The 24,581-nt window shown below is 68.0% G+C and carries 25 protein-coding genes and 1 pseudogene; 15 read left to right on the top strand and 11 right to left on the bottom strand.

The features are described 5' to 3' along the window. Positions 1–298: 298 nt before the first annotated feature. The 3 genes from ABZ622_RS02350 to ABZ622_RS02340 all read left to right on the top strand — a co-directional run bounded on the left by ABZ622_RS02350 (position 299) and on the right by ABZ622_RS02340 (position 2,664). The gene (locus ABZ622_RS02350) at positions 299–985 is read left to right on the top strand and encodes a TetR/AcrR family transcriptional regulator (RefSeq protein WP_360539486.1); all 687 of its coding nucleotides are present in this window, start codon (positions 299–301) and stop codon (positions 983–985) included. A 66-nt stretch (positions 986–1,051) separates the two neighbouring features. After that, a complete protein-coding gene (locus ABZ622_RS02345) occupies positions 1,052–2,233 on the top strand; it encodes an aromatic ring-hydroxylating dioxygenase subunit alpha (protein WP_360539484.1) in 1,182 nt (393 codons plus the stop codon). Continuing rightward, positions 2,230–2,664, top strand: a complete 435-nt coding sequence (locus tag ABZ622_RS02340) for a PaaI family thioesterase (RefSeq protein ID WP_360539482.1) — start codon at positions 2,230–2,232, stop codon at positions 2,662–2,664. The genes ABZ622_RS02345 and ABZ622_RS02340 overlap by 4 nt, the downstream gene beginning before the upstream one ends. A gap of 163 nt (positions 2,665–2,827) precedes the next feature. Here the strand turns inward: ABZ622_RS02340 and ABZ622_RS02335 are convergent, their stop codons facing one another. Then, positions 2,828–4,345, bottom strand: coding sequence for an AMP-binding protein (locus ABZ622_RS02335; RefSeq protein ID WP_360539480.1), 1,518 nt, complete (start codon positions 4,343–4,345; stop codon positions 2,828–2,830). Positions 4,346–4,695: 350 nt separating this feature from the next. Here ABZ622_RS02335 and ABZ622_RS02330 point away from each other — a divergent pair, with 350 nt between their 5' ends. The 3 genes from ABZ622_RS02330 (at position 4,696) to ABZ622_RS02320 (ending at position 7,646) form a co-directional block, all read left to right on the top strand. Beyond that, positions 4,696–5,148 carry an amino acid ABC transporter permease gene (locus tag ABZ622_RS02330; RefSeq protein WP_360539478.1) on the top strand — a complete coding sequence of 151 codons (453 nt, stop codon included), beginning with the start codon at positions 4,696–4,698 and terminating at the stop codon, positions 5,146–5,148. Between the two features lie 3 nt (positions 5,149–5,151). Continuing rightward, positions 5,152–7,092 (top strand): alpha/beta hydrolase, encoded by a 1,941-nt coding sequence (locus tag ABZ622_RS02325; RefSeq protein WP_360539476.1) that lies wholly within the window; start codon positions 5,152–5,154, stop codon positions 7,090–7,092. Between the two features lie 89 nt (positions 7,093–7,181). Next, positions 7,182–7,646: a hypothetical protein gene (locus ABZ622_RS02320; RefSeq protein ID WP_360539474.1), complete on the top strand. Its 465-nt coding sequence runs from the start codon at positions 7,182–7,184 to the stop codon at positions 7,644–7,646. A 34-nt stretch (positions 7,647–7,680) separates the two neighbouring features. Here ABZ622_RS02320 and ABZ622_RS02315 read toward each other — a convergent pair whose 3' ends face one another. After that, positions 7,681–8,811: an abortive phage infection protein gene (locus ABZ622_RS02315; RefSeq protein ID WP_360539472.1), complete on the bottom strand. Its 1,131-nt coding sequence runs from the start codon at positions 8,809–8,811 to the stop codon at positions 7,681–7,683. 250 nt (positions 8,812–9,061) lie between these two features. Here ABZ622_RS02315 and ABZ622_RS02310 point away from each other — a divergent pair, with 250 nt between their 5' ends. Then, positions 9,062–10,072 carry an aldo/keto reductase gene (locus tag ABZ622_RS02310; protein ID WP_360539470.1) on the top strand — a complete coding sequence of 337 codons (1,011 nt, stop codon included), beginning with the start codon at positions 9,062–9,064 and terminating at the stop codon, positions 10,070–10,072. Here ABZ622_RS02310 and ABZ622_RS02305 read toward each other — a convergent pair. Further along, on the bottom strand, positions 10,039–10,284 hold the full coding sequence (locus tag ABZ622_RS02305; RefSeq protein ID WP_360539468.1) for a hypothetical protein: 246 nt from the start codon (positions 10,282–10,284) through the stop codon (positions 10,039–10,041). The genes ABZ622_RS02310 and ABZ622_RS02305 overlap by 34 nt on opposite strands. A 122-nt stretch (positions 10,285–10,406) precedes the next feature. Between ABZ622_RS02305 and ABZ622_RS02300 the strand changes: the two are divergent. Further along, positions 10,407–11,246 (top strand): annotated as a pseudogene (locus ABZ622_RS02300) (IS5 family transposase); the annotation flags it as partial. Between the two features lie 83 nt (positions 11,247–11,329). Here ABZ622_RS02300 and ABZ622_RS02295 read toward each other — a convergent pair. The 5 genes from ABZ622_RS02295 to ABZ622_RS02275 form a co-directional block, all read right to left on the bottom strand. Beyond that, complete coding sequence (locus tag ABZ622_RS02295; protein ID WP_360539466.1) at positions 11,330–11,899, bottom strand: DinB family protein; 570 nt, start codon at positions 11,897–11,899, stop codon at positions 11,330–11,332. Between the two features lie 71 nt (positions 11,900–11,970). Then, positions 11,971–13,200 (bottom strand): MraY family glycosyltransferase, encoded by a 1,230-nt coding sequence (locus ABZ622_RS02290; protein WP_360539464.1) that lies wholly within the window; start codon positions 13,198–13,200, stop codon positions 11,971–11,973. Positions 13,201–13,266: 66 nt separating this feature from the next. After that, entirely contained in the window at positions 13,267–13,668 is a 402-nt protein-coding gene (locus tag ABZ622_RS02285; protein ID WP_360539462.1) for a hypothetical protein, read from the bottom strand. Between the two features lie 231 nt (positions 13,669–13,899). Beyond that, positions 13,900–14,100 (bottom strand): DUF397 domain-containing protein, encoded by a 201-nt coding sequence (locus ABZ622_RS02280; protein ID WP_360539460.1) that lies wholly within the window; start codon positions 14,098–14,100, stop codon positions 13,900–13,902. 11 nt (positions 14,101–14,111) lie between these two features. Then, the gene (locus ABZ622_RS02275; RefSeq protein WP_360539458.1) at positions 14,112–14,966 is read right to left on the bottom strand and encodes a helix-turn-helix transcriptional regulator; all 855 of its coding nucleotides are present in this window, start codon (positions 14,964–14,966) and stop codon (positions 14,112–14,114) included. 255 nt (positions 14,967–15,221) lie between these two features. Between ABZ622_RS02275 and ABZ622_RS02270 the strand changes: the two genes are divergently transcribed. The 3 genes from ABZ622_RS02270 to ABZ622_RS02260 all read left to right on the top strand — a co-directional run bounded on the left by ABZ622_RS02270 (position 15,222) and on the right by ABZ622_RS02260 (position 16,792). Next, on the top strand, positions 15,222–15,683 hold the full coding sequence (locus ABZ622_RS02270; RefSeq protein ID WP_360539456.1) for an ATP-binding protein: 462 nt from the start codon (positions 15,222–15,224) through the stop codon (positions 15,681–15,683). 132 nt (positions 15,684–15,815) lie between these two features. Next, on the top strand, positions 15,816–16,205 hold the full coding sequence (locus tag ABZ622_RS02265) for a hypothetical protein (protein WP_360539454.1): 390 nt from the start codon (positions 15,816–15,818) through the stop codon (positions 16,203–16,205). Continuing rightward, positions 16,202–16,792 carry a TetR family transcriptional regulator gene (locus ABZ622_RS02260; protein WP_360539452.1) on the top strand — a complete coding sequence of 197 codons (591 nt, stop codon included), beginning with the start codon at positions 16,202–16,204 and terminating at the stop codon, positions 16,790–16,792. The genes ABZ622_RS02265 and ABZ622_RS02260 overlap by 4 nt, the downstream gene beginning before the upstream one ends. 66 nt (positions 16,793–16,858) lie before the next feature. On the opposite strand, the gene ABZ622_RS02255 is transcribed toward ABZ622_RS02260, so the two are convergent. The 3 genes from ABZ622_RS02255 to ABZ622_RS02245 all read right to left on the bottom strand — a co-directional run bounded on the left by ABZ622_RS02255 (position 16,859) and on the right by ABZ622_RS02245 (position 20,753). Beyond that, complete coding sequence (locus ABZ622_RS02255; RefSeq protein WP_360539450.1) at positions 16,859–18,217, bottom strand: acyltransferase; 1,359 nt, start codon at positions 18,215–18,217, stop codon at positions 16,859–16,861. A 136-nt stretch (positions 18,218–18,353) separates the two neighbouring features. After that, positions 18,354–19,490, bottom strand: coding sequence for an MFS transporter (locus ABZ622_RS02250; RefSeq protein WP_360540240.1), 1,137 nt, complete (start codon positions 19,488–19,490; stop codon positions 18,354–18,356). A 420-nt stretch (positions 19,491–19,910) separates the two neighbouring features. Next, positions 19,911–20,753 carry a C40 family peptidase gene (locus tag ABZ622_RS02245; protein ID WP_360539448.1) on the bottom strand — a complete coding sequence of 281 codons (843 nt, stop codon included), beginning with the start codon at positions 20,751–20,753 and terminating at the stop codon, positions 19,911–19,913. Positions 20,754–21,582: 829 nt separating this feature from the next. Between ABZ622_RS02245 and ABZ622_RS02240 the strand changes: the two genes are divergently transcribed. Genes ABZ622_RS02240 through ABZ622_RS02225 form a run of 4 tightly spaced genes read left to right on the top strand, consistent with a single transcriptional unit; the run spans position 21,583 to position 24,562 of the window. Continuing rightward, positions 21,583–21,942, top strand: coding sequence for an NADH-quinone oxidoreductase subunit A (locus tag ABZ622_RS02240; RefSeq protein WP_003992243.1), 360 nt, complete (start codon positions 21,583–21,585; stop codon positions 21,940–21,942). Positions 21,943–21,960: 18 nt separating this feature from the next. Then, positions 21,961–22,515 (top strand): NADH-quinone oxidoreductase subunit B, encoded by a 555-nt coding sequence (locus ABZ622_RS02235; RefSeq protein ID WP_030926341.1) that lies wholly within the window; start codon positions 21,961–21,963, stop codon positions 22,513–22,515. Beyond that, positions 22,512–23,240 (top strand): NADH-quinone oxidoreductase subunit C, encoded by a 729-nt coding sequence (locus tag ABZ622_RS02230; protein WP_360539446.1) that lies wholly within the window; start codon positions 22,512–22,514, stop codon positions 23,238–23,240. Before ABZ622_RS02235 ends, ABZ622_RS02230 begins: the two co-directional genes overlap by 4 nt. Next, positions 23,240–24,562 (top strand): NADH-quinone oxidoreductase subunit D, encoded by a 1,323-nt coding sequence (locus tag ABZ622_RS02225; RefSeq protein WP_360539444.1) that lies wholly within the window; start codon positions 23,240–23,242, stop codon positions 24,560–24,562. Before ABZ622_RS02230 ends, ABZ622_RS02225 begins: the two co-directional genes overlap by 1 nt. The last annotated feature ends 19 nt before the right edge of the window (positions 24,563–24,581 follow it).

Below are 24,581 nucleotides of genomic sequence, written 5' to 3'. Positions count from 1 at the left end.
GTAGGTGAGGTGCGCTGACCCGGAAGAACGAAGGCAGCCGGCACGGCGGATGGTTTCCGGGCCGGCACGGGCACCGCAAAGGGTTGGCCTGCGCAGGGCTCATGACGGGACTGCCGTCGGTCTGGCCGGGCTGTCCAAGGTGGCCCCGAAGGCCTGACCCTCCGCGACGGGCGGCTACCCCGGGCCCGCGGTCGCTCCGTCCCGTTCCCGATCGACGTCGCCGGCGCGGTGCCTGCCTGTGGTCCTGGTTCACTGAGTGGTGTTCGACCAGGACATGGGAAGGCCCGGGGCTGCAGCGATGGTGTATCGGCATACGGAACGTACGAGGCGCAATGCCCAGGAGAAGGAGGAGGCATTCCTGCGCGCGGCGCACGACCTGGTGGCCCGCCACGGCTTCGCCGGGGCGAAAGTGACCGCGGTGGCCGGTGCCTGCGGAGCGAGTGTCGGCTCCCTCTACTCGTACTTCGGCAGCCGGGACGAACTGCTCGCCCAGGTCTTCCGGCGCGCTGCCGACCGTGAACTGGCCGCTGTACGGGCCGCGGTGTCCGAAGCTCCTGCCACTGCGCCGGCGCGTCTGGACGCGCTCGTCAGCACCTTCACGCGGCGGGCGCTGCTGGGGCGCCGGCTGGCGTGGTCATTGCTCTTCGAGCCGGTCTCCCCGTTGGTCGAGGCGGAGCGGCTTCGCTACCGGCGGGAGTATGTCGCGCTGGGGGAGAGCGTCATCGGCGAGGGTGTCGCGGCGAAGCTGTTCGCACAGCAGAACGCCTATGTCGCGGCCTCTGCCGCGATCGGTGCCATCGCCGAAGCACTGGTCGGGCGGCTCTCGCCGGTCGTCTCCGGCGGGGCGGGCACGGATCTTCCGGACGGGCAGCTGTTGGCCGAGATCCGCAACTTCTGCTTCCGGGCGCTGGGTTATGCGCCGGGCGGACCGTCCGGACCTGCCTCGGAGGATCGTTGCCCCGCTTCTGTATCGTCCGTACCATGATTTGAACGTTGATTCATGGCTTGATCTGGACGTGGGGGACAGATGCAACACGGGGAACAGGTAGACATGCTCAAGCGCCTTCTCGCGCTGCGCGAGACGCGCCGCGACGAGAAGATGCTCGATGAGGTCGTCAGGCTTCCGGTCACCAAGTACACGGACGAGGGGCTCCTGGAGCAGGAGATCGCCTCGGCCTTCTCCCAGTACCCGCTGATCGCGGGTCACGCGTCGGCGCTGGCCGAGCCCGGGGCCTATCTGACCAGTGACTGGGACCAGTTCCCGTACTTCGTCGTCAAGGGTGAGGACGGCCGGGTGCGCGCCTTCTACAACCAGTGCCGCCATCGCGGCGCCCGGATCGCAGAGGCGCCCGCCGGCACGGTGAAGAACTTCGTCTGCCCCTTCCACGGCTGGGTCTACGGGCTCGACGGCGCGCTGAAGGGCATCACCCGGGCACACGACTTTCCGGGCGTGAACCCGTGCGACTACGGGCTGGTGGAGCTGCCGGCCACGGAGGCGGGAGGCCTGGTCTGGGTGGGCCGGACGCCCGGGGCGGAGCTCGACATCCCTGGCTTCCTGGGGACGTTCTTCGAGGACCTTGTGAACTTCGACGTGGCCTCGCTGGTCCAGTACAAGAAGACGAAGGTCGTCAAGGAAGCCAACTGGAAGCTGCTGATCAAGACGTACCTGGAGGGCTACCACGTCCCCTACCTCCACCGGGAGACGCTCGCGGCCGCCTTCAAGAGGGGCGTGATCGCCCACGACAGCGACGGGCCGCACATCCGGCTGTCCGCGGCGCGGACCAACGTCGCCGAGGCCGCCCTCAAGCCGGAGGAGGAGTGGCGCATCCTCGACTACGCCTCCGTGTACTACACGCTCTTCCCCAACACCTTCTTCATCCTGCATCCCGACTACGTGTCCATCAACACGTTCTGGCCGCTGAGCCCCGACCGGACGATCTGGACCCACGAGATGCTCTACCGGGCCGAGGACTTCGCCGGTTCCGCCGGGCAGAGCTCCCTGGAGAAGCGGTTCCGGTTCACCAATGACACCGTGTTCGACCAGGAGGACTTCGCCATTGCCGAGGACGTGCAGCGCCACCTCCGCCACGGCGGCAGCGATCACCACGTCCTGGGACTCGCGGAGGGGCTGCTCGCGATATTCCAGAGCAACATAGATGAGCGGCTCACCGGCCCGGGCGAGGCCACCGGTGCCCCGGCCGCCACCCGCGCGACGACAGGACAGCACTCATGACCACGGACATCAGCGATTTCGCGCACGGCATCTTCAAGGCCCAGCCCTTCAGCATGTTCCTGGGCGCCGAACTCACCTCGGTGGGGCCCGGCTCGGCCGAGATCCGCATCTCCAACCGGCCCGAGATCCAGCAGCAGCACGGCTTCGTGCACGGAGGCGTCCTCAGCTACCTCGCGGACAACGCGCTGACCTTCGCGGGAGGACTCGCCCTCGGGGGCGATGCGCTCACCGCCGAATACAAGATCAACTACATCAAGCCGGCGGTCGGTGACATCGTCATCGCCCGTGCGCAGGCAACGGCCACCACCCGGCGGCAGGCCGTGTGCCAGTGCTCCATCTATGTCACGTCCTCGGAGGGGGCCGAGCGCCTGGTCGCTGTGGCGCAAGGGACGATCGTGACGGCGGGCGAGCGCCCGGCGCAGCAGGGCTGACGGCGGACGGCTGGCCACCGCCGTCTCCCCGGCCCCTGGCGAGGCCACTTGCAAGGCCCACTTGAGAGGCCCCTGGCGAGAGGATCTCCGTCCTCGCGTCAGGGGCCGCCCTGCGCACCTGCGTGCGGTGCTGCGCGTTGCTGTGCGGTGCTGAGCAGTGCGGTCAGTGCGCACCCGGTAGCGCCTGCTCGCGCAGGACGTGTTTCATCACCTTGCCGGAGGGTGTGCGGGGGAGGGACGGCAGCACCACCAGTTCCCGCGGGATCTTGTACTTGGCCAGTGTCGTGGCGAGGAACCCGCGCAACTCATCGAGTGTCACGGCCGCGTTCGCCTCCACGACGGCCACGACGGTCTCTCCCCACTCCTCGTGGGGCCGGCCGATGACGGCGCAGTCCTGGACCGCCGGATGCTGGCGCAGCGCCTCCTCCACCTCGGGGGAGAAGACGTTCTCGCCGCCGGTGATGACGACATCCTTGAGCCGGTCGACGATGAACAGGTAACCGTCCTCGTCGACGCGTGCCAGATCCCCGGACCTGTACCAGTCGCCGTCGAACGCGCGCTCCGTCGCCACCGGGTCGTCGAGGTAGCCGATCATCCGCGTGCCCGAACGCAGCCACAGCTCCCCGGTCTGGCCGGCGCGGGCATCGGAGCCGTCGGCCCCGACCACACGGATGTCCACGCCGGGCATTCCCCCCGCGCCGATGGACCCGGCCTTGGTGACCTGATCCTCGGGGTAGAGAGCGGAACCGACGGGGCCCATCTCGGTCATCCCGTACACCTGGTAGAAGCGGTCGGATCCGTAGGCGTCCTGGAGCATGCGTACGGTCCGCGCTCCCAGCGGCGCACCGCCGTAGGCCCACAGCCGCATGCTCGACAGATCGAAGCCGGACAGGTCACGTCCCGCCGCCTCCAGTGTCTTCAGCGGGGCGAGGTAGGCGATGGGGGCGCCGAAGAACGCCGTGGCCCGGTGCTTCTGGACGGCTTCGAGGAAGGCGACGGGCTGGTACTCCTTGAGCAGGACCGCGGTGCCGCCCAGGTAGATCATGGACAGGAACCAGTTGTTCAAGGGCGCCGCGTGCCAGATCGGCATCGCGATGAGGAACCGGTCGTCGCGGCGCAGACCCGTGGCCGCGGTGGTGTACGCGGGCACACTGGACAGGCCGCGGTGCGAGTGGAGACATCCCTTGGGCGCACTGGTCGTCCCGGAGGTGTACAGCACCTGTGCGACGTCGTCGGGTCCGACGTCCACGCCGTGCCACTCCTGGGCCTGCGCGACCCCCAGGTCGAACTCACCACCGCCGGTGTCGCTCGTGGTGAGAGCGACGACGTCGGGGGCCCCTTCGCCCATGCGCCCGGCCAGTTCCTCCGCCACGACCGCCACGCGCACCTTCGCGTGCCCGACGACGTACGCCACCTCGTGCGCGGTGAGCTTGTGGTTGATGGGCACCAGGGCCGCACCGGCCCGCCAGATGCCGAACGCCGCCACGGCGAAGGCGGGAGTGTTGTACATCATCACGCCCACGCGGTCGCCCGGCCGCACACCGCGGTCACGCAGTACGGCAGCCGCGCGCTTCGAGGCCGAGAGCAACTCGGCGTAGGTCATCGAGCCCAGGTCGGAGACCACGGCGGGCTTCGCGCCAGAGGTACGAGCCGACTTCTCCAGCATCCACGTCAGGTTCACTGCAGGATTCTCCACATCCCGTCGCGGCCGTGGCGCGACGAAGCGCGGTCCTGCCGCGACTCCTGGGTGGCGCTCCAACCGGCTCATCAAGGATTGAATCATTGTTCAATATTCTGCGGAAGCCTCAACAACCCCTGGTGTGAGGGTGGATGAGTGCGGTGTCGCGCCAATGGCTCCCTGTAGCTGTGGCTGGTAGGTACGGATACTCAGGGCCCATTTGGGTGACCGTACGGACGTGACGCTGAGCGCCGCGTCGGTAACTTCTATGGCGACCACCTCCGGCGAGTACAGCAGACACGGCCGGAGAATTCACCCGGGCGGTGGCCCGGGTCGCGGGGGAAGGCGTGTGCATGGCGTGGGACGAGTGGGAACAGGTAAAGGCGCAGGTGGCCGAGCGGCACACCGCTCGGTTACAGCTCAACAGCCTTCCGGGGGAGGGCGGCCACGCCGATCCGTCCGGCGGCGGTGGCGGTGGCGGTGCCGGAACGCTCAGGCACAAGGGCGGCCCGTGGACGAAGGCGGCCGGCACGGCGGATGGCCTCCAGACCAGCACGATCACTGCGAAGGTCGACCTGCGCAAGGCTCATGACGGCATTTCCGGCGGTTTGGCCGGGTTGTCCAGCCTCGGGGCACTCAAGTCCGTGCTCACCTCGTGGGACGAACGCCTCGGTCGTGTCCGTGAGGAGTGCAGTTCTCTGGAGCCGAAACTGCGACAGGTGGCTGTGGACTTCGCCGGAGTGGACGCCGAGGTGGGGGAGAGAACGAAGGCGGTCGTGGTGCCGGGCACGAGGAGGGGGGAGTAGACCATGGCCACAGAACCCGGGCTGACATGGCAGCGGTTCCGCGACCTCAAGCTGTCGGAACTGACCGACGCCGCCGACGGCTGGCGTGCCGCATCCGCGTTCGCCGATGCCGCTCGCGAACGCGTCGACGGCGACATGAGCGGCAGGCTCACCAAGACCCAGGACAGCGAGTCCGCCCGAGCAGCGGTCAAGAGACTGAAGCGGCTGAGCGCGAACTACCACTACATCCGCACCGAGACGGGCCTTGTCCGAGGCGCCCTCGACGGGCTCGCCACCGAACTCGGCTCCCCACAGCGCCGGTTGCGCGACGCCCTCGATGACGCTGCCTCGCTCGGATACACCGTCAACGACAGCGGCAGCATCGACTACCCAGCCGGCGGTAAGAACGACCTGACCGGCGACCCGCACCCCGGCGGCTCCGTGGTGGGCAACAACGGCCTCATCGGTGCTGGGAATCCGGGGCTGTACCGCGACGCCAACGGCATGTTGGACCCCGCACTGGCTCCGGGCACACCCGCGCTGAAGAGTCCCAATCCGCACCGCGCCAAGGCCCAGGACGTCGCAGACCGCCTCGCCCATGCCATGCGGGAAGCACACGAGATCGACGCCCGGTACAGCTCGGCACTCCACAAGCTCAAGGCGGCTCCGGGCCTCACGGTCGACACCAGGACGTGGGCGGACGTGGGCTCGGATACCGACGCGGTGAGCCAGGCCGCCCAGAACTACCTGGAGAAACAGCTTCCGCTCGACAAGTCTCCTGCGGAACGCAAGGAGTGGTGGGACCACCTGAGCCAGGAGCAGCGTGAGGAGTATTTGTCTGCGTTTCCAGGGGTGATCGGGAACTTGGACGGGATTCCGGCGCCGGCGCGCGATGAGGCGAACCGCGAGAATCTTCAGCTGCTCATCGGGCAACTCGGTGTGAAGCACGATGACGCTTCCCGAGAGATGCTGGGTGGTCTGAAGGGGATCCAGGAGAAGCTGGGGAAGGGCAGTGAGCCGCCGATGTACTTGCTGGGCATCGGCGATGAGGGAAACGGTCGCGCGATCATCGCCTACGGCAACCCCGATACCGCCGACAACGTCTCGGCGTACGTCCCTGGGCTCGACACCAAGCTGGACGCGGACTTCGCCGGTGGAACAGTCAACCGGGCGATGCAAACCGCCCTCGGCGCGAGTGAAGCCGACCCGTCGAGCAGAACCTCGTCGATCGTGTGGCTCGGATACGATGCGCCGCAGACGACACCTGGCGATCTGGCCAGCGGCAAGAGCGTGATGTTCACGAACGATGCCGAGGCGGGAGCCCCTGACTACAACGCCTTCATGGCGGGGATCTCCGCAACGCACGAGGGTGGCAACCCGCATGTCACCGCCATTGGACACTCCTACGGATCCCTCACGGTCGGGCTCGCTGCTCAGGAGAAAGGTGGCATCCCCGGCGCCGATGACATCATCCTGGTCGGAAGCCCCGGCACCGGCGCGGACAACGCTCAGGACCTCAACGTGGGCAAAGGCCATGTGTACGTGGGCGCAGCTGACAATGACATCGTCACCAAACTCCCCAACCATCAGGAAGCATCTGGCATGGCTTCGGGTGCCGTCGGCGGAGGGTCGACCGGATTTGTTCTGGGAGCAGGTATGGCCGGCCCGCCGGGAGCGCTTGTCGGTGGCGGTGCCGGGGCCCTGGTCGGAGGCATTGTCGGTTACAGAGCCCAAGACGCACAAACCGACCCCGATGAGCGTTGGTTCGGCACCGACCCTGCAAGTAAGGATTTTGGAGCCACACGGTTCTTGGTGGCCGACGGGGCAACCGTCCTGGAAGACCGCGGAGAGCTGTCGGCACATTCGAATTATTTCAACCCGACGAAAGATCAGGACTCGGCCGACAATATTGCCAGGATTGTGGTTGGGAAGTCCGAAGAGATCAAGTTGGAGGCGCCTCGATGAGGGTTTTGAGGACCGTGGTGCTGATGGCTGGAGCGCTGTTGCTGGCTGGATGTGGGGTATCGGGTAATCCGGCTGAACAGGAGGTAAAGATGAACATGCAGGAGGCGGCGGTGCGTGCGGACGAAATCCTCGACGGGACATTCGCCACCATCAAGCCGCCAGTGCACTGGACCCACGGGCAGTCGACTGAGGGTAATTGTGACGTGCAGAGGCGCCGGGCGGTCATGACGATCATCTCGGAGGAACGTCGGGGGAGCTTCCTGGGGTTGATCGCGCGATACTGGGAGAGTCAGGGGTACAAGCAGCTCTCGGTGAACAACTCGAAGAGCCCGGCCATGTATTACAGGACACCTGACGAATTCAATGTGCGTGTTCTTTTCGGCAGCAACGGGCAAGCCTTTTTCGAAGTCGCGACGCCTTGTGTGAACCCTTCCAAGGTGTCTCCGCCGAAGGCGGAGACGGTTGGCCCGAACTATGCGGAAAAGAGGATCCCTTTCCCTGACGTCAAGTCGGATTTCTGGTCTGCGAAGAGCGCTCCCTCTTCCCGGACGTGACCCGTCGCCAGGGCGTCCCGCCCGCCGACGCCCCTCAGCGGCGCCCCGCCCGCCCGTAGCACCGCGCCAGGGCGTGGAATGCCTGCTTCGGCTCCCAGTGCCAGTCGGACTCCGGGTCCTCGAACCGGTCCTTGACCGGCTTCACGACCGAGTAGCTCGCCATGTCCAGGTCGTAGCGCGGGACGGGGGAGTGCGGGGCGTCGGCGGTGACGAACTCGAAGGCCATCGCGGCGTACAGGCCCATCTCCTCGAAGACGCCCAGGAGTTCGGTGAGATAGGCGGCCTGGGTGCGTTCGCTGCGTACCAGATCGCCCTTGATCTCGGGCGGTTGCTTGCTGTAGTCGATGGTGTCCCATCCCATGCCGCCCTGCTCGGGTGCCCCCGCGTACGTGCACGTGCCGAACTCCGTGATCGCGAGCGGCTTGCCCCAGCGCAGATAGCGGCGCAGCTCGCGCACGTAGTCCGCGCGGTCGGGGAAGTACGAGTAGTAGTCGATGCCCACGATGTCGAAGAGGTTCCAGTCGACCTCGTCGTCCTGCGCGGCCGCGTACGAGAGCTTGCCGCCGAAGACCGACCGTCCGACCGCGGCGGCCCGCGCCGTGAACTCGGACAGGCGGCGCATCATCTGCTCCGCGTCGAAGTTGCCCTCCATCAGGTTGCGGATCCGCTCCTGCGCGTTGTCGCCGGGCACGATGCCCGGTACGAACAGCCAGAACTCGCACCCCACACTCAGATCGGCCCGCGCCCCCTGGCGGCGCAGCCGCTCCAAGTGCCTGCCGGTCTCCGCGAGGTGATCGAGGATCTCCGACGCGGGGCGGTCGCCCAGGGTCGGCTGGAGCCAGATGTGCAGGCCCAGCTCGGCGGCTTCCGACGCAGTGGCGTTGAGACGGTCGACGCCGTCGCCCGTCACCTCGATCGACGTGGCGTGCATGTTGTGGCGGATGGCGCGGAGGTCCCGGCGCATACGGGCGGTGCTCCACGCGGCGCCGGGGGTCTCGCCCGCACCGACCGTGTAGCAGACCCCTCGATGCGTCAGCCCCTTGCCGCTTCCGTTCCCGCGCCCCTTCCCGCGCTCGCTCCGTCGGCCTGCCGTGGCCCCGATCGCCCCCGCCCCGGCCAGAAACCTTGCCCGGCTGATTCCCTCACTGCGTACGTCGCGATGCACCCTGACTCCCCGGATGTTCGGCGGTTCACGTGTCGCCGCCAGTCTGCCGAGCGGGTACGGGGGCGGGCGTCCGCCGAAAGTCTCCGGGCGCGCGACCAAGGGATGAACCGCGCGCCCGAAACAGCGACTTAGGGATTTCGCGAGTAGGGGCGCGGTCGCGAGTGCTGCGATTCCGCCGCCCGGACCAGCGGAGCATGCCCTACGCCTCCGAGTTTGCGTTGGAGCGCACTCCAACTCCTAGTTTCGGCGCATGCGATACATCAAACTCGGAACGACGGGACTGGAAGTCTCCGCCATCGCCCTCGGCTGCATGAGCTTCGGCGAGCCGGACCGGGGCGGCGAGCCCTGGTCGCTGGACGCGGACGCCGGCCGGGACATCATCAAGCAGGCCCTCGAGGGCGGCGTCAACTTCCTCGACACGGCCAATGGGTACAGCGCCGGAAGCAGCGAGGAGATCGTCGGCCAGGCGGTCAAGGACTTCACCCGGCGCGAGGAGGTCGTTCTCTCCACCAAGGTCTGGATGCGGATGCGTCCCGGCCCGAACGGCGCCGGGCTGTCCCGCAAGGCGATCTTCGCCGAGCTCGACGCCTCCCTGAAGCGGCTGGGGACCGACTACATCGACCTGTACCAGATCCACCGCTGGGACTACGACACCCCGATCGAGGAAACCCTCGAGGCGCTGCACGACGCGGTCAAGTCCGGGAAGGTCCGCTACATCGGAGCCTCTTCCATGTACGCCTGGCAGTTCGCCAAGGCCCTGTACCTGGCCGATCTGAACGGCTGGACCCGGTTCGTGTCGATGCAGGACCACTACAACCTCATCCACCGAGAAGCAGAGCGGGAGATGCTCCCGCTCTGCGCCGACCAGGGCATCGGCGTGATCCCGTGGAGCCCGCTGGCGCGGGGCAGGCTGACGCGGGTCCGGGACACCGCCACGGCGCGTGCCGATACCGACGAGGGCGGCAAGATCCTCTACCGCGACGGGGACCAGGCGGTGGCCGAGCGCGTCCACGAGATCGCGGGCAAGCGGGGTCTGTCCCCGGCCCAGGTCGCCCTGGCCTGGGTCGTGCGCAACCCGGCGGTGACCTCGCCCGTCGTCGGAGTCACCAAGCCGGCCCAGTTGGCCGACGCGCTCGCTGCGGTGGACGTCGCACTCGACGAGGACGAGGCCGCCTACTTGGAGGAGCCCTACCAGCCGCACGAGGTCGCCTACCTGGAGGAGTCCTTCTACAAGTCGCGCCCTGTGGCGGGCTCCCGGTAGTCCGGGCTACCGCCGGCCTTCGACGAGTCCTTGGCCTCGGCCTTCACAGCCCTGTGGTGGGCCCGGCGGTACTTGCGGGCGGTCGCGCGCAACTGCATGATCTGCGCGCTGCCCGCCGGCGCGGTGAGCAGGATGCCCGCCACCGCGGCCAGCAGCAGGGCCACGCGCAGCGGAACGTGGCCGTGGTCACCGAAGTAGCTGACGTCCCCCAACTGCTCCTGAGTTGGTCAATCGGTAAGAGATTTCGCGGGTAGAGGCGTCAGGTGATGTGACGCAGGCACCGGGATCCGTTTTGACGTACTCCTACATTTCCACATCTGAAAACGGAGCACCGGTGCCCGCCGTCGAAGCATGGGCGATCGAGCCCTTGTGGGTCCAGTTCGAGGCCCTCCTGCCACCGCATCTCGAGACACATCCGTGGGGCTGCCACAACCCACGGATCCCGGACCGGATCGTGTTCGACAAGCTCGTCGCGAAACTCGTCTTCGGCGGCTCGTACGAGAAGCACGCCGATCAATCGTGCTCGGCAACCACGATGAGAACCCGACGCAACGAGTGGATCGCGGCCGGTGTCTTCGCAGGGCTGGAGCAGATCGTGCTGGAGACCTACGACCGTGTCGTGGGCCTGGACCTGGCCGACATCACCGTCGACGGGCAGATCACCAAATCGCCCTGCGGTGGCGAGGTCGCCGGGAAATCACCGATTGACCGAGGAAAACTCGGGATCAAGTGGTCGCGGATGACCGACGGACGCGGGGTCCCGCTGGGCTGTGTCGTGACGGGCGCGAACCGGCACGACTCCCCGTTGCTGTGCCCGACGCTGGAGAAGCTCGGGCGTTTCGAGCTCGCGTTGCCTGAGCAGATCACGGTGCACCTTGACGCGGGCTACGACTCCACGGTCACCCGCAGACTGCTGACCGATCTCGGCTGTGAGTGGCGGATCCAGCCCAAGGGCACCGTGATCCCGATCAACCACACTCGCCGCTGGGTCGTCGAGCGCACCAACTCCTGGTACAGCCGCGGCTTCAACTTCACCCTGTCCTGCACGGAACGTCGAGCGGTCGTCATCAACGCACTGCTCGTGTTGATGATGACCGCGATCATCGTGATCCGACGCCTCATCCGCGAAGCCTGGACCAACCAACGCTGGGACACACGGCCAGCCCGCCGACCACGACGCCTTGTCCTCTACCCGCGGAATCTCTCAGGTCGACGGACCGGTCTCGCGCACCGCCCGCCGCGGGAGTCCGGGGCTCGTCACTGGCCCACTCTTCCGTCGACGCACTCGCGCAGCAGGTCGGCGTGCCCGCAGTGGCGGGCGTACTCCTCGACCCGGTGCACCATCAGCTCCCGGACTGAGGTCCGGTCCGTCCCGAGCCGCTCGCCCAGGTCCGGGTGCTCGGCCAGCGCGGCGTCGGTCGCGGCCTGCTCGCGCTCCAGGTCGGCGTACGCGGCGTCGACCAGGGCCGGATCGGCGACGGCTTCGTCGAAGTCCGCGTCGCGCCTGCCGTACAGCCTCGGCAGCGGCTCGTCGTCGCTGATCCAGTTGCGCCAGTCCCGTTCCGCCATGGCGAGGTGCCGGACCAGGCCGAGCAGCGACATCGTCGACGGCGGAACCGAACGACGGGCCAGTTGCTCCGCGTCCAGGCCCTCGCACTTCATCCGCAGGGTCAGGCGGTAGTCCGTCAGAAAGCCCTGGAGCGTCGCGAGCTCACCGTCCGGACCGGTTCCCTCGCTGTTGCGGGGGTCGTCGTCCGGGTCGGCCCACATGTCGGGGTGGACGGTGGCCTGGGTCCATCGTGCGGGTTGATCACTCATGTGCCCCATGCTCGCCGCTAAGTGCCCTGTCTTGCCAGGGGGTTTCGCCCGGGCGGAAAGCGGAGCACCCGGTCACCCGGTCACCTGGTCGGCACCCGGCGTTCCTCGTCGGCCTCGGCGCGCCTTCCGCCGGAGGCGACCACGCGCCCCCTGGACCCGCGCGGCAGCAGCCGGCGGATGAGGCGGGACTCGTAGCGGGGCTGGAGCAGCAGGACCAGGCCCACCGCGCAGACGAACGCGACGCCGAAGAGCATCCAGGACTTGGCGCCCCGCGCCGAGTAGGCCACGATCCCGAACGAGAACAGCGCCGACCAGAAGTACATGAGCAGCACGGCCCGACGGTGCGAGTGGCCGAGCTGGAGCAGGCGGTGGTGGAGGTGCCCCTTGTCGGCGGCGAAGGGGGACATCCCGTTCCAGGTGCGCCTGATGACGGCCAGCACCAGGTCCGCGAGCGGCAGCGCGATGACGGACAGCGGCAGCAGCAACGGAATGTAGACCGGAACCATCGCGGCCGAACCGGACCTGCCGTCCACCGACTGGTTGAGGAGGCTCGGGTCGACCTCACCCGTCACCGAGACCGCGCATCCGGCTATGAGCAGACCGAGCAGCATCGAGCCCGAGTCGCCCATGAAGATCCGGGCCGGGTGGGAGTTGTGGACCAGGAACCCCAGGCACATGCCCGCCAGGATCGCGGAGATCAGCGTGGTGGACGCGGCGGCCTCGATGCCGTAGCCATACCAGAGCCGGTACGCGTACAGGAAGAACGCCGTCGCCGCGATGCCCACCGTGCCGGCGGCCAGTCCGTCGAGGCCGTCGACGAAGTTGACCGCGTTGATGGAGACGACGATCAGTCCCACGGTCAGCAGCGTGCCCTGCCAGTCGGAGAGGTAGATCCCGTCGGTGCCCGGCACCGGGAGCCAGAGGATCGTCAGCCCCTGGAAGACCATCACTCCGGCGGCGAGCACCTGGCCGCCGAGCTTGACCAGCGCGTCGACACCCCATTTGTCGTCGAGCACGCCGAGCAGGCAGATCAGTGCCGCGCCGGACAGCAGCGCCCGTGGCGTCGAGCTCTCGGTGAAGATCTCTTCCAGATGCGGCAGGTGCGAGGCGACCAGCAGTCCGGCCAGCAGACCGCCGAACATGGCCATGCCGCCCAGACGCGGAGTGGGCTCGCGGTGGACGTCGCGCGCCCGGACCTCGGGGACCACCCCGATGGAGATCGCGAACTTTCTTACGGGGCCGGTCAGGATATGGGTCACGGCCGCCGTGACGAACAGCATCAGCAAGTAGTCCCGCACGGGCGGCCTCACAATCCGGCCCAGCGGGCCGATACCTGAGCCCGATCGATGCCCTCGCTGCGCCCCGGCGAGCCTAACTCATGCGGATTTCTGTGCGACGGGGCGTGGGGCGGGGCGGTGGTGGGTGCGGGCGTCGAGCGATACGTACGTCAGTGGGCGGATGTGCCACTCGATGTGCCGACCACCCCGCAGCAGGAGCGTGAACCCGCAGGGTTCGCCGCGATGGAGCGCCCCCAGCGCCTGCACCCAGCCGCCCTGGTCCGCCCAGTGGTGGGCGCGGATCAGTTCGCGCGGGGGGAGGCCGAAGAGGTGGTTCGCCCGGAGCTGTACGCGGACGGCGCGGACGGCCTCCTGGGGCGTGGCCATGATGCGCAGGTCGACCGGCTCGGGGACGAAGCCGGTGGCGGGGCCGTGGCGGAGGACCTCGAACCGGTAACCGTGCTCGACGACCGGCTGTAAGGGGGTGAGGGGCGTACGCATCGTCGACCGTCCGATCGCAAGCGGGCGCGCCAAATGGCGTGCGGGCAGGGGGTAGTTGTTGCGCGGCACGGGAGGCGGGGGTGGGTGGCCCCGCCTGTCATGGCAACGTAGAGCGACGGTAGCGTTACGAAAGGGTGTGGCGCAACCATGCCCCGGGGCAGGGTTGTCGCTGAAACAGGAGAGCCTCCGCCCGGGCCGGGCGGAGGCTCTCCTGCGGAGGACTGGAAGGCGCTACTGGACGAAGTGGTCGAACTCGCCGGCCTTGACGCCCTGGATGAACGCCGCGAACTTGCTGCGGCTCGTCCTGGTCACCGTGCTCGGGTCGTCGCTCTCGCGCACCAGGATGTCCTCGGCCTGCCGCGCCACCTCGACACACTGCTCTCCGCCACCGCCGGAGAACGACGACTTCTGCCACTCGATGTCTGCGCTCATGCTGCGGATTATCACAGGTCTCGTGCGAGGTGGTGAATGAAGCTCCGTGACTCCTCAGGGGCGAGGCTGACTCGCTGGGCGAAGTCGAGTTGCATGCGGTACCGGTTCAGGTCGGCCACCGAATCCAGCTGAACGCCTCCGAATGGAGCGTCGATGTGGACGGTGTCCAGCTGTGGCACGACCCCGCCCGCGTACAGCACGGTCTGTGTCACCTCGACGAACCTCTCGCTGGCGAACGGGATCACGCGTACGGACACGTCCGGCCTGTCGGTCGCCTCCAGGAGGCGCAGCAACTGACCCCGCGCGACCTCACGGCCGCCGACCCGCATGCGGAGACCGGCCTCGTGGATGATGACGTCGAACTTCGGCGGCTCCTCGCGGTCGAGCACGGCCTGCCTGCGCATGCGGTGCTCGACCCTCGCCTCCACCTCGTCCTCGGGCAGTTTGGGCAGTACTCCCTCGAACAGCGCCCGCGCGTACTCCGGCGTCTGGATCAGCCCGGGCAGCGTCACGGACTGGAGGCAGCGCATGTAACCCGCGTGGTGTTCGAGCTCCGCGATGTTCAGGAAGCCCGGCGCGAGGACGCCTCGGTACTCGTCCCACCAAAACTGGCCCCGGTGCTCCCGCGATATGGCGCACAGCGCATCGATCAACGCGGCGTCGTCGCATGCGTAGAAGCTGGCCAGGCGGCGGATTCGTGCCTCGCTGACGCCGATGCGGCCCGCTTCCATGTGGCTGATCTTCGCCTGGTCGGTCGAGATGAGTCCGGCGGCCTCGCGAGCGGTTCGGCCGGCCTGCTCGCGGAGCTTCCTCAGTTCGCAGCCCAAGCGTGCTTGGCGTGCGGTCGGGTTGTCCCTCTGTGGCATGTCACCATCCTTCGCTTCCGCGCAGTCTCGCGCGGTGCGACTGTTCCGGTCCACCCGATCGCGTGAAGTGACAGGGGCAACCTTGCTACGGGGCATTCTGGCGCCCTATGGTCCCAGTGGGCGACGCTCAAAGGCGTCATCGTCCGAAGTGCAGCCACCGGCAAGCGAGTTGAACGCCCCCGGGATCGGCCAATGCCACGGACCACGCCCACCGCACGACGCCCCGGAGACCGCCTCACACAGGGAGACCGCGCCATGACCCCCGTAACCGCTCCTCCGTCACCCGCCTCCTACCTCCCCCAGCGCGGCGAGCGCTACCGGCTCGTCGCACCGAACGCCCCCACCGCCCCCAGGATCGTGCGGGACTTCGTAGGGACGGTGCTGTGGGCCGTCGGGCACGCCCCCCTCGTCGACGACGCCCGGCTCTGTGTGAGCGAGGTCGTCTCCAACACGTACTGCCATACGGACTCGCCGCAGGTCCGGGTGGAGGTCACCGTCAACCACCGGCAGGTGACGGTGTACGTGACGGACGACGAACCCGGCCGCCTGCCTGTGCCGCCCCCGAGCACCCCCGGCGCGGACGCCGGCGCGGACGAGGGCGGGCGGGGGCTGCTCCTTGTCGACACTCTCGCCGCCCGGTGGGGGACCACCGCGTACGGGGCACGGTCACCGCACTCGAAGACCGTGTGGTTCACCCTCTCCGCCGCCGGACGCTGAGGTGCCCGGGGGTGGGGCCGGAGCGGGGTGACCCGCGAGCGTGGCTCACCTCTCCACTGATTTGGACGACCGTCCAGGACTATCGTCCAAATAGGCGGTCGATTTCCGCACGTACACGTATCGGAGAGCGTGATGAACCAATCCTTGTTGGGGACCGTGATCGCGGCACTGCTGGTCTGGGAGGCGCTTCTGCTGATTCCCATGGTTCCGGGGAAGCTGATCGACACGAGGGACTTCTTCCCGCTTCCGCGGTGGCAGTACAACAGCTTCAACGTGTATCTGACTTCCCTCGGGCTCGCCAGCTTCGTGGTGGCCGGGTTCGCCATGGCCGGGCAGCACTGGGCCTTCGTGGCGGCGCTGGTGCTGAGCCTCGGCTACATCGCGGTATTCGCGGCCGACCTCGGCGCGGTCTTCCCTGTCGTGCCCGACCCCCTGCCGGTGCAGCTGCTCGTCCTCGAAGCGATCGCGCTGGCCTCGGCCGGTGTGATCGCCGTGGTCGCGATCCAGGGGGTAGGGCTGTGAGCGACGAGGCCACGGGCGCTTCGCGACGGACGGATACGCGCGAGAAGATCATCGAAGCCGCCGCTTCCCTCATTCCCGAGCTGGGCTGGGGCGATGTGAGCAGTCGGCGGGTGGCGGAGCGCGCGGGGGTGAACACCGGAGTGATCCACTACCACGTGGGGAGCATCGGTGAACTCCGGCGCATCGCCGCGGTACGGAAGATCCGCACCTTCTTCCTCGACCGGATCGAGGAAGCCCTGTCGCAGACGGATCCGGCCGTGGCCGTGGAAACCATGCTCCGTGCGCTGTCCGCCAATGATCCCCGTGATCCGGAACTGCTGCTGCTGTACGAGTCCCTCGTCGCCGCGAGCCGGGATGACGAGCTGCGCGCCGAAATCGCCGGCTTGCTGGCCGAGTTGCGGCAGCGGTTGTGCGACTGGTTCGCGGAGCGGGGGGTCGCGCGCCCGCTCACTGTCGCCGTCACCCTCACGGCGGCGATCGACGGTTATCTGCTCCAGCGGTCGCTCGACCCGTCCGTCGAGCCCGGTCCCCTCATCGAGGGACTGGTCGGCCTGGTCCGGCAGCAGCTCGCAGCCGACGGCTCATGAGACGCGGAAGCGCGAGGGCCGCCTCGCGTACGGGGCGGGCGGGCGCCGTACGCGAGGCGGCCCTCATCAGCTGCCCTGCCGGGAGAGAACCCGGGCACCTTCATGGCGCACCGCCAACTGAACGGGGACGGTGCGGGAGCCCTGCGCGACAACGGCCTTCGGGGCGCTCTTCTCCCGTACGACGAGCAGTCCGGTCAGCACCAGCGCCACGCAGAGCACCGGGCCGAGCGGGTTTCCGGGGGAAATGAACCCCTGCGCGGCAAGTCCGAGGAGACCGCCGGCGGAAAGCACGGCCGCGAGAATGACCTTGCCGAGGTTCATTTCCGATGCCACACCGGAGGGGCGACGGAATTCGAACCGGCCGAAAATTCGAGTGAAGCTGACCAGGAAGAATCCCGAAACGCCGACCCACAGCGGTGCCACCGCGAACCACATCGGGCTGCCGGGCGTCGGCGTCGCGAATCCGAGTCCGACAATTGCGATTCCCGCCGTCATCACGAGCGCGGGCATGTGCCAGAGATACAGCGTCATGAAACGGGCTCCGCACCACTGAAGTACGGCGGTGGCCATGGGGCGTTCCGCGAATCGGGTTATCGCCGGCTTGAGCGTCAGCCAGAGTCCGAGCTGGCCGATGGTCAGCGACATCATCAACGCGGTCGGCGGGCTCATGTTGGAGACCGGGGCCCCGGGCATCCCGATCATGGACGCCGGGTACGGGCCGAAGAACACGGCGGCCGCGGTGAGTCCGAAGCCGACCGCGGCCAGACCCGACGACACCCACGCGTTCCGCATGCGCAGGCCGCCGTCGGCGTAGTGGAACCCGAACTGGTGGGCCGCCAGCCAGACGAACAGGGCGTTCAGGAAACCGATCGCGGGGCTGAACTCGAAGCGCAGCACATCGACGAGCAGGGCGCAGGCGCCGAGGACTGCGATCACGCGCCAGCCGTACCGGCCGTACAACTTGAACATCACCGGGGTGAGCGCGACCACGAGCACATAGACGGCGAGGAACCAGAGCAGTTGGCCGGCTATCTTGCCCGCCATCAGCACCGGCTGCTCCGGCAACCCCGCTCCGATCAACACGTGGGGCAGCAACAGCCACACGGCTGCCAGGGGGACGACCGGCACCAGGAGCCGCGCAATTCTGCTCCGGAGCCAGGTGTTCACCGATTTCACAGATCGGAACGAGAAGAAATTGGCGGCGCCGCCGGCGAAGAACACCATCGGCATGACCTGCGTCAGCCAGGTGACAATCCACCAGCCGGGGCTCGCCAGCGCATTCCCGGTGCTCAAATGCCCATTCTCATAGGCCAGTACGGGCATGAGCCAGTGCTGGGAAATCACGGCCAGCACGCATAGCGCTCTGATGACGTCTATGAATGAATCGCGACCGCGACCGGGCGAATGAGCGTGGGTTTGCTGCATGTAAACATCGTGGCGTCAGCGGGTGATACGCACAGTAAAGCGGCCCCCCGAATCCATCGGGGTGCCAGCACTGCACGCGGTGGTGGGGTTCTCCCTACCACGTACGGCGCACGGCCTCCGCTTGAGGACGGTGCGTTCATCGCCACTCCCGGACACCGAGGCTCTCGGAGCGTGGTCCCGCTACGGCCACCGTGACAACCGCGAGAGCCGCGACCGCGCCGCCGAGCACCATGACCGCCGACACGGACACGCGGTCGAGGACGGCTCCGCCCGCCAGGGCGCCGAGGGCGAAGGTCGCCTGGAAGGACGCGGTGAACAGGACGGACGCCGCTTCGGGGGCGTCGGGGGCGGCCCCGGCGTACCAGGCCTGCGAGCAGACCGGCACCGCACCGTAGGCGACACCCCAGACGATCAGCAGCGCGACGGCTCCGGCCTCCCACCTGCCCAGGACCGGGAGCAGCGCGGTCGCGGTGGCGATCAGGCCCGCGGCGAGGGAGACCGCGAGGCGCGGGCGGCGCGTCACGAGTGCGCCGCCGACGAAGTTGCCGACGATCCCGGCGGCGCCGTAGATCAACAGGAACACCGTGATCAGCGCCGGACCGGCGTGCGTGACCCGTTCCAGGAAGGGGGTGACATAGGTGTACGTCGCGAAGTGGGACAGAACCATGAGAAAGGTGAGGAGCAGGGCGAACCGGGTGCCGGGGCGGGCGAGCACGGCGCGCAGCAGGCTCGCACGGGTGACCCGTACCGGCGGCAAGGGCGGAACTACCAGGAGCATCAGGGCCAGTACGCCCACGCCGAGCGCCCCCAGGACCACGAAGGCCGTCCGCCAGCCGGCCAGGCCGCCGACGAACGTACCGGCGGGGACACCGAGTACGGAGCCCAGCGGGACGGCCGAGAAGATCACCGCTGTCGCGCGGCCGGCCGACGCCGGGCGGACCAGCCGGCCCGCCAGTCCGGCCCCGATGGACCAGAAGCCGCCGATGGTGATCCCGACCAGCACCCGGGAGACCAGGACGAGGCGGTAGTCGGTCGCGGCGGCGACGAGGAAGTCGGCCAGGGCCAGCAGGAGCATGAAGGCACCGAGCATCAGGCGCCGGTCGACGCGCGCCGTCGCCACCGTGACCAAGGGCGCGGAGACGGCGGCGAGGAGTCCGGGCACGGTCATCATCAGGCCCGCCGTGCCGTCCGAGACGGCGAAGTCGGACCCGATCGACGTGAGCAGGCCGATGGGCAGGATCTCGGTGGTGACGATCGCGAAGATGCCCAGCATGACGGAGAGGACGGCGAGCCGGCCGCGTAAAGGGGTGCGGGCCGGGGTGGCGGTCTGTTCGGAGGGGGCGGTGTTTTCGGAGGGGGTGGTGGCCGCGGTGGGGGGCATGGCGGGTGCCGTCCTGTGCTCGGTGACGCGGGGGCTGTTCGCCCCAGTTCACAAGCGGCGGTGGACGGTGTCCGGCAGGTTCGCGACGTCAACGGCGTCGGCCGGGGTCGACGTCGGTTTTTCGCTGGAGGCCAGGCGCTGGAGGCCGGGCGCTGGTGGCCGGGTGTTGGAAGCTGGGCGCTGGTGGCCGGGCACTTCTCGCCGGAGGGCGGAAACGGTGAGGGCCGTCGCTCCCGAGCGGGGGAGTGACGGCCCTTCACCGCGCACCGCGCAGGCGCTTGTGAATCCGTGAACCCAGAAGGTCGCGCCGAATCAGAGAACGCGGACCGCGCCCGACGGCGGGTCGTAGGACAGCGGACGCTGCACCACACCGGTGCTGGAGTTCTGCGCGCCGACGAACTGGCCGTTGCCCACGTAGATCCCGACGTGGTACGCGCTGCCCGCGCCGCCCCAGTACAGGATGTCGCCCGGCTGGAGGTTGCTCAGCGAGACCTGGGTGCCGGCGGTGGACTGGGACTGCGAGACGCGCGGCAGGTCGATGTTGACCGAGCGGAACGCGGCCTGGACGAGGCCGGAGCAGTCCCACGAGTTGGGGCCGGTGCCGCCCGGCACGTACGCGTCGCCGACCTGGGCCTGCGCGAAGGCGATGACAGCGGCGGCGGAGCCGGTCGCGTTCGACGAGGAGGACGAGGAGGAAGAGGACGACGTGGACGCGGCGGTACCGGTGTTGGAGCCGGAGGTCGCGCTGAGCGTCGTGCGGGCGGTGGAGCGGGAGGCGCGCTCGGCGGCCTCCGCCTTGGCCTTGGCGGCCGCCTCGGCCTTCTTCTTGGCCTCTGCCTTGCGGACCGCCTCGGCCTTGGCCTTCTTGGCGGTCTTGGCCGCGGTGGCGGCTGCGGCGTCCTCCTGGGCCTGCGTCTGCAGGTCCTGGGCGACCTGCTGCGTGGCCTGGGCGGACGCGGCGACGGCGGTGGAGAGCCCGGAGGTGATGGTGGGCATCTCGATGGTCTGGGTCACCGGCTCGGCCTGGGCCGGACCGGCAGCGCCTGCGACCGCGATGGTGCTGAGGACGCCACCGGCAACTCCGGCCCGCAGCGCCGTCTTCGAGGCGTTTCGGCGGGGCTTCCGGTGGCTGGGTATGTGAGCGGTGTGGGACATGAGTACTAGCGCTATCAGGGCCTTGGGGCTCCCATCAAGAAACGTGTGTTGCGACACAGTTACGTACGGAATCTGTGAATCCGCTTTCCGTGGGCCCTTATTGACGCCGTAACGGGCAAAGCGGGCACACCTGATCATGGCTGTGATCACGGGCTTTCGGCAATACGCCCGAATTGCCCGCCACTTACCATCCGTTCACACCGATGGCCAAGCCCGCTTTTGTCGGGACCTTGACGGAGTGACGCAGGTCACAGCGTGGCTGCGGGGTGAGGGGCGGATATGCGCCACGCGCTCAAAGTGGCGCCGGGTGAAGGGAGATGTCTCGTTCGTAACGAAGACCAGAAATGGTCATGTGCGTCCACTTTGCGCCCCTCGGCTCCCTCTCCCGGGTGAGGTTCGAGCGGCCGGGAGGGCGCGGGTCCGTCGGGGGAGGGGTGGAATCCGCAGGGGGCCGGCCCGGAGGGATCAAGATCGAGTGGATTCCTCTATCACCCCGGATTGTCCATCGCCAATTTGCTTGGCACGGCCATCTCTTGATAGGGCGGCAGCCGTTTGACCAGCGGTAACAGCATCAGATGTCACGTCTCGTGATCACTCGGCCGCTTCGCGTGTGAAGATCACCGCTCATCCGACTTCATGATCCTTCGTCAGGTGGTGGAGATCACAAAGGCGTTGTCGTACCCCGTGTCGCAGATCACAGGATGGCGGGCATAGGATGCGGGGCAGTCGGGCTTGTGAACTGCCTCACATGTGCACGATCTTGGTGAGGCGGTGAGCCGGTCGCCCGATGCGGTCCAACGGTCAAGGACGACTGGAAGGAGCGAGGAGCGTGAATGCCTACGCGCCCATCCTCGTGCTCGGCGCCCTCGGGGCAGGGTTTGCGATCTTCTCCGTGGTCATGGCCACGCTTATCGGCCCCAAGCGCTACAACCGGGCAAAGCTCGAAGCGTACGAGTGCGGTATCGAACCCACACCCACGCCGGCCGGAGGCGGCCGCTTCCCCATCAAGTACTACCTGACGGCGATGCTCTTCATCGTCTTCGACATCGAGATCGTCTTCCTCTATCCCTGGGCGGTCACCTTCGACGCCCTGGGGATCTTCGGGCTCGTGGAGATGCTGCTCTTCGTGCTCACCGTCTTCGTCGCCTACGCGTATGTGTGGCGTCGCGGCGGCCTGGAATGGGACTGAGGGGCTGAGGGGCACACCATGGGACTCGAAGAGAAGCTGCCCAGCGGCTTCGTGCTGACCACTGTCGAGCAGGCCGCCGGCTGGGTGCGGAAGTCCTCCGTCTTCCCCGCCACCTTCGGCCTCGCCTGTTGCGCCATCGAGATGATGACGACCGGGGCCGGGCGCTACGACCTGGCCCGTTTCGGCATGGAGGTCTTCCGCGGATCGCCGCGACAGGCGGATCTGATGATCGTCGCAGGACGGGTCAGCCAGAAGATGGCTCCCGTCCTGCGTCAGGTCTACGACCAGATGCCCAACCCCAAGTGGGTGATCTCCATGGGGGTTTGCGCATCATCGGGCGGGATGTTCAACAATTACGCCATTGTTCAGGGTGTTGATCACATTGTCCCGGTTGATATCTATTTGCCGGGCTGCCCGCCGCGGCCCGAGATGCTGATGGACGCGATCCTCAAGCTCCACCAGAAGATCCAGGGCTCCAAGCTCGGGGTCAACGCGGAGGAGGCCGCCCGCGAGGCGGAGGACGCGGCACTCAAGGCACTGCCCCTGATCGAGATGAAGGGGCTGCTGCGATGAGCGGGAACGACAACCACGACGAACAGAGCGACAACAACGGTGTGCCCGCGCCGCGCGCGGACACCGGCGAGGCCATCGGCGTACGCAAGGGCATGTTCGGCGCCGACAACGGCGGTGACACCTCCGGCTACGGCGGCCTCGTCCGCACCGTGACCCTGCCGGGCGCCACCTCCCGCCCGTACGGCGGCTGGTTCGACGAAGTCGCCGACGAGCTCGAAGGGGCCCTGGAGGAGCAGGACCTGCTTCCCGGGAACGCCATCGAGAAGACCGTCGTCGACCGCGGCGAGCTCACCTTCCACATCGCCCGCGAACACCTCGTCCGGGTCGCCCGCACCCTGCGCGACGACCCGGCGCTGCGCTTCGAGCTCTGCACGGGGGTGAGCGGCGTCCACTTCCTCGGCGACAAGGGCCGCGAGCTGCACGCCGTCTACCACCTGCGCTCGATCACGCACGGCCGGCTCATCCGGCTGGAGGTGTCGGCCCCGGACAGCGATCCGCACATCCCGTCCCTCGTCGAGGTCTACCCGACCAACGACTGGCACGAGCGCGAGGCCTACGACTTCTTCGGGCTCGTCTTCGACGGGCACCCCGCTCTCACCCGGATCATGATGCCGGACGACTGGCAGGGCTTCCCGCAGCGCAAGGACTACCCGCTCGGCGGCATCGCCGTCGAGTACAAGGGCGCCCAGATCCCGGCTCCGGACCAGCGGAGGTCGTACTCCTGATGTCTACTCCCCACGCAACGCCCCGGGCCACGACCGAGGGGACTGTATATACAGTCACCGGCGGCGACTGGGACGAGGTCGTCGAGTCCGCCGTCAAGTCCGACGACGAGCGCATCATTGTCAATATGGGCCCCCAGCACCCGTCCACGCACGGTGTTCTGCGGCTGATCCTGGAGATCGACGGCGAGACCGTCACCGAGGCCCGCTGCGGCATCGGCTACCTCCACACCGGCATCGAGAAGAACCTCGAATTCCGGAACTGGACGCAGGGCACCACCTTCGTCACGCGCATGGACTACCTGACGCCCTTCTTCAACGAGGCGGCGTACTGCCTGGGCGTCGAGAAGCTCCTCGGCATCGAGGACCAGATCCCCGACCGGGCCAGCGTCCTGCGCGTGCTCCTGATGGAGCTCAACCGGATCTCCTCGCACCTGGTGTGCATCGCCACCGGCGGCATGGAGCTCGGCGCCACCACGATCATGATCTACGGCTTCCGCGATCGTGAACTCGTTCTCGACCTCTTCGAGCTGATCACCGGCCTGCGCATGAACCACGCGTTCATCCGCCCCGGCGGACTCGCCCAGGACCTGCCGCCCGGCGCGATCGACCAGCTCCGCGAGTTCGTGAAGACCATGAAGAAGAACCTGCCGGAGTACGACAAGCTCGCCACCGGCAACCCCATCTTCAAGGCCCGCATGCAGGACGTCGGCTATCTCGACCTGACCGGCTGCATGGCACTCGGTGTCACCGGCCCGATGCTGCGCTCCGCCGGACTCCCGCACGACCTGCGCAAGACCGATCCCTACTGCGGGTACGAGAACTACGAGTTCGACGTCCCCACCGCCGACAGCTGCGACGCCTACGGCCGCTTCCTCGTCCGCCTGGAAGAGATGCGCCAGTCGCTGCGGATCGTCGAGCAGTGCATCGACCGGCTCGCCCCCGGTCCCGTGATGGTCGCCGACAAGAAGATCGCCTGGCCGGCCCAGCTCGCGCTCGGCCCGGACGGACTCGGCAACTCGCTCGACCACATCAAGAAGATCATGGGCACCTCCATGGAGGCCCTGATCCACCACTTCAAGCTGGTGACCGAGGGCTTCCGGGTCCCGGCCGGGCAGGTGTACACCGCGGTCGAGTCGCCCAAGGGCGAACTCGGCGTGCACGTCGTCTCGGACGGCGGCACCCGCCCCTACCGGGTCCACTTCCGCGACCCGTCCTTCACCAACCTCCAGGCCATGGCGGCGATGTGCGAGGGCGGCCAGGTCGCCGACGTCATCGTCGCCGTCGCGTCCATCGACCCCGTGATGGGAGGCGTCGACCGGTGACCGAAGCACGTCAGGAAGT

The sequence above is a fragment of the Streptomyces sp. NPDC007164 genome (assembly GCF_040634135.1).
GTDB lineage: Bacteria > Actinomycetota > Actinomycetes > Streptomycetales > Streptomycetaceae > Streptomyces > Streptomyces sanglieri.
This window is presented reverse-complemented; position numbering and strand designations above follow the sequence as displayed.

Coding starts and splice junctions, on each gene's coding strand:
- ABZ622_RS02310 (WP_360539470.1), top strand. CDS start 9,062: ATGCGATACATCAAACTCGGAACGACGGGACTGGAAGTCTCCGCCATC.
- ABZ622_RS02235 (WP_030926341.1), top strand. CDS start 21,961: ATGGGACTCGAAGAGAAGCTGCCCAGCGGCTTCGTGCTGACCACTGTC.
- ABZ622_RS02230 (WP_360539446.1), top strand. CDS start 22,512: ATGAGCGGGAACGACAACCACGACGAACAGAGCGACAACAACGGTGTG.
- ABZ622_RS02340 (WP_360539482.1), top strand. CDS start 2,230: ATGACCACGGACATCAGCGATTTCGCGCACGGCATCTTCAAGGCCCAG.
- ABZ622_RS02285 (WP_360539462.1), bottom strand. CDS start 13,668: ATGCGTACGCCCCTCACCCCCTTACAGCCGGTCGTCGAGCACGGTTAC.
- ABZ622_RS02295 (WP_360539466.1), bottom strand. CDS start 11,899: ATGGGGCACATGAGTGATCAACCCGCACGATGGACCCAGGCCACCGTC.
- ABZ622_RS02275 (WP_360539458.1), bottom strand. CDS start 14,966: ATGCCACAGAGGGACAACCCGACCGCACGCCAAGCACGCTTGGGCTGC.
- ABZ622_RS02280 (WP_360539460.1), bottom strand. CDS start 14,100: ATGAGCGCAGACATCGAGTGGCAGAAGTCGTCGTTCTCCGGCGGTGGC.
- ABZ622_RS02265 (WP_360539454.1), top strand. CDS start 15,816: ATGAACCAATCCTTGTTGGGGACCGTGATCGCGGCACTGCTGGTCTGG.
- ABZ622_RS02225 (WP_360539444.1), top strand. CDS start 23,240: ATGTCTACTCCCCACGCAACGCCCCGGGCCACGACCGAGGGGACTGTA.
- ABZ622_RS02350 (WP_360539486.1), top strand. CDS start 299: ATGGTGTATCGGCATACGGAACGTACGAGGCGCAATGCCCAGGAGAAG.
- ABZ622_RS02250 (WP_360540240.1), bottom strand. CDS start 19,490: ATGCTGGGCATCTTCGCGATCGTCACCACCGAGATCCTGCCCATCGGC.
- ABZ622_RS02320 (WP_360539474.1), top strand. CDS start 7,182: ATGAACATGCAGGAGGCGGCGGTGCGTGCGGACGAAATCCTCGACGGG.
- ABZ622_RS02255 (WP_360539450.1), bottom strand. CDS start 18,217: ATGCAGCAAACCCACGCTCATTCGCCCGGTCGCGGTCGCGATTCATTC.
- ABZ622_RS02270 (WP_360539456.1), top strand. CDS start 15,222: ATGACCCCCGTAACCGCTCCTCCGTCACCCGCCTCCTACCTCCCCCAG.
- ABZ622_RS02330 (WP_360539478.1), top strand. CDS start 4,696: ATGGCGTGGGACGAGTGGGAACAGGTAAAGGCGCAGGTGGCCGAGCGG.
- ABZ622_RS02345 (WP_360539484.1), top strand. CDS start 1,052: ATGCTCAAGCGCCTTCTCGCGCTGCGCGAGACGCGCCGCGACGAGAAG.
- ABZ622_RS02325 (WP_360539476.1), top strand. CDS start 5,152: ATGGCCACAGAACCCGGGCTGACATGGCAGCGGTTCCGCGACCTCAAG.
- ABZ622_RS02245 (WP_360539448.1), bottom strand. CDS start 20,753: ATGTCCCACACCGCTCACATACCCAGCCACCGGAAGCCCCGCCGAAAC.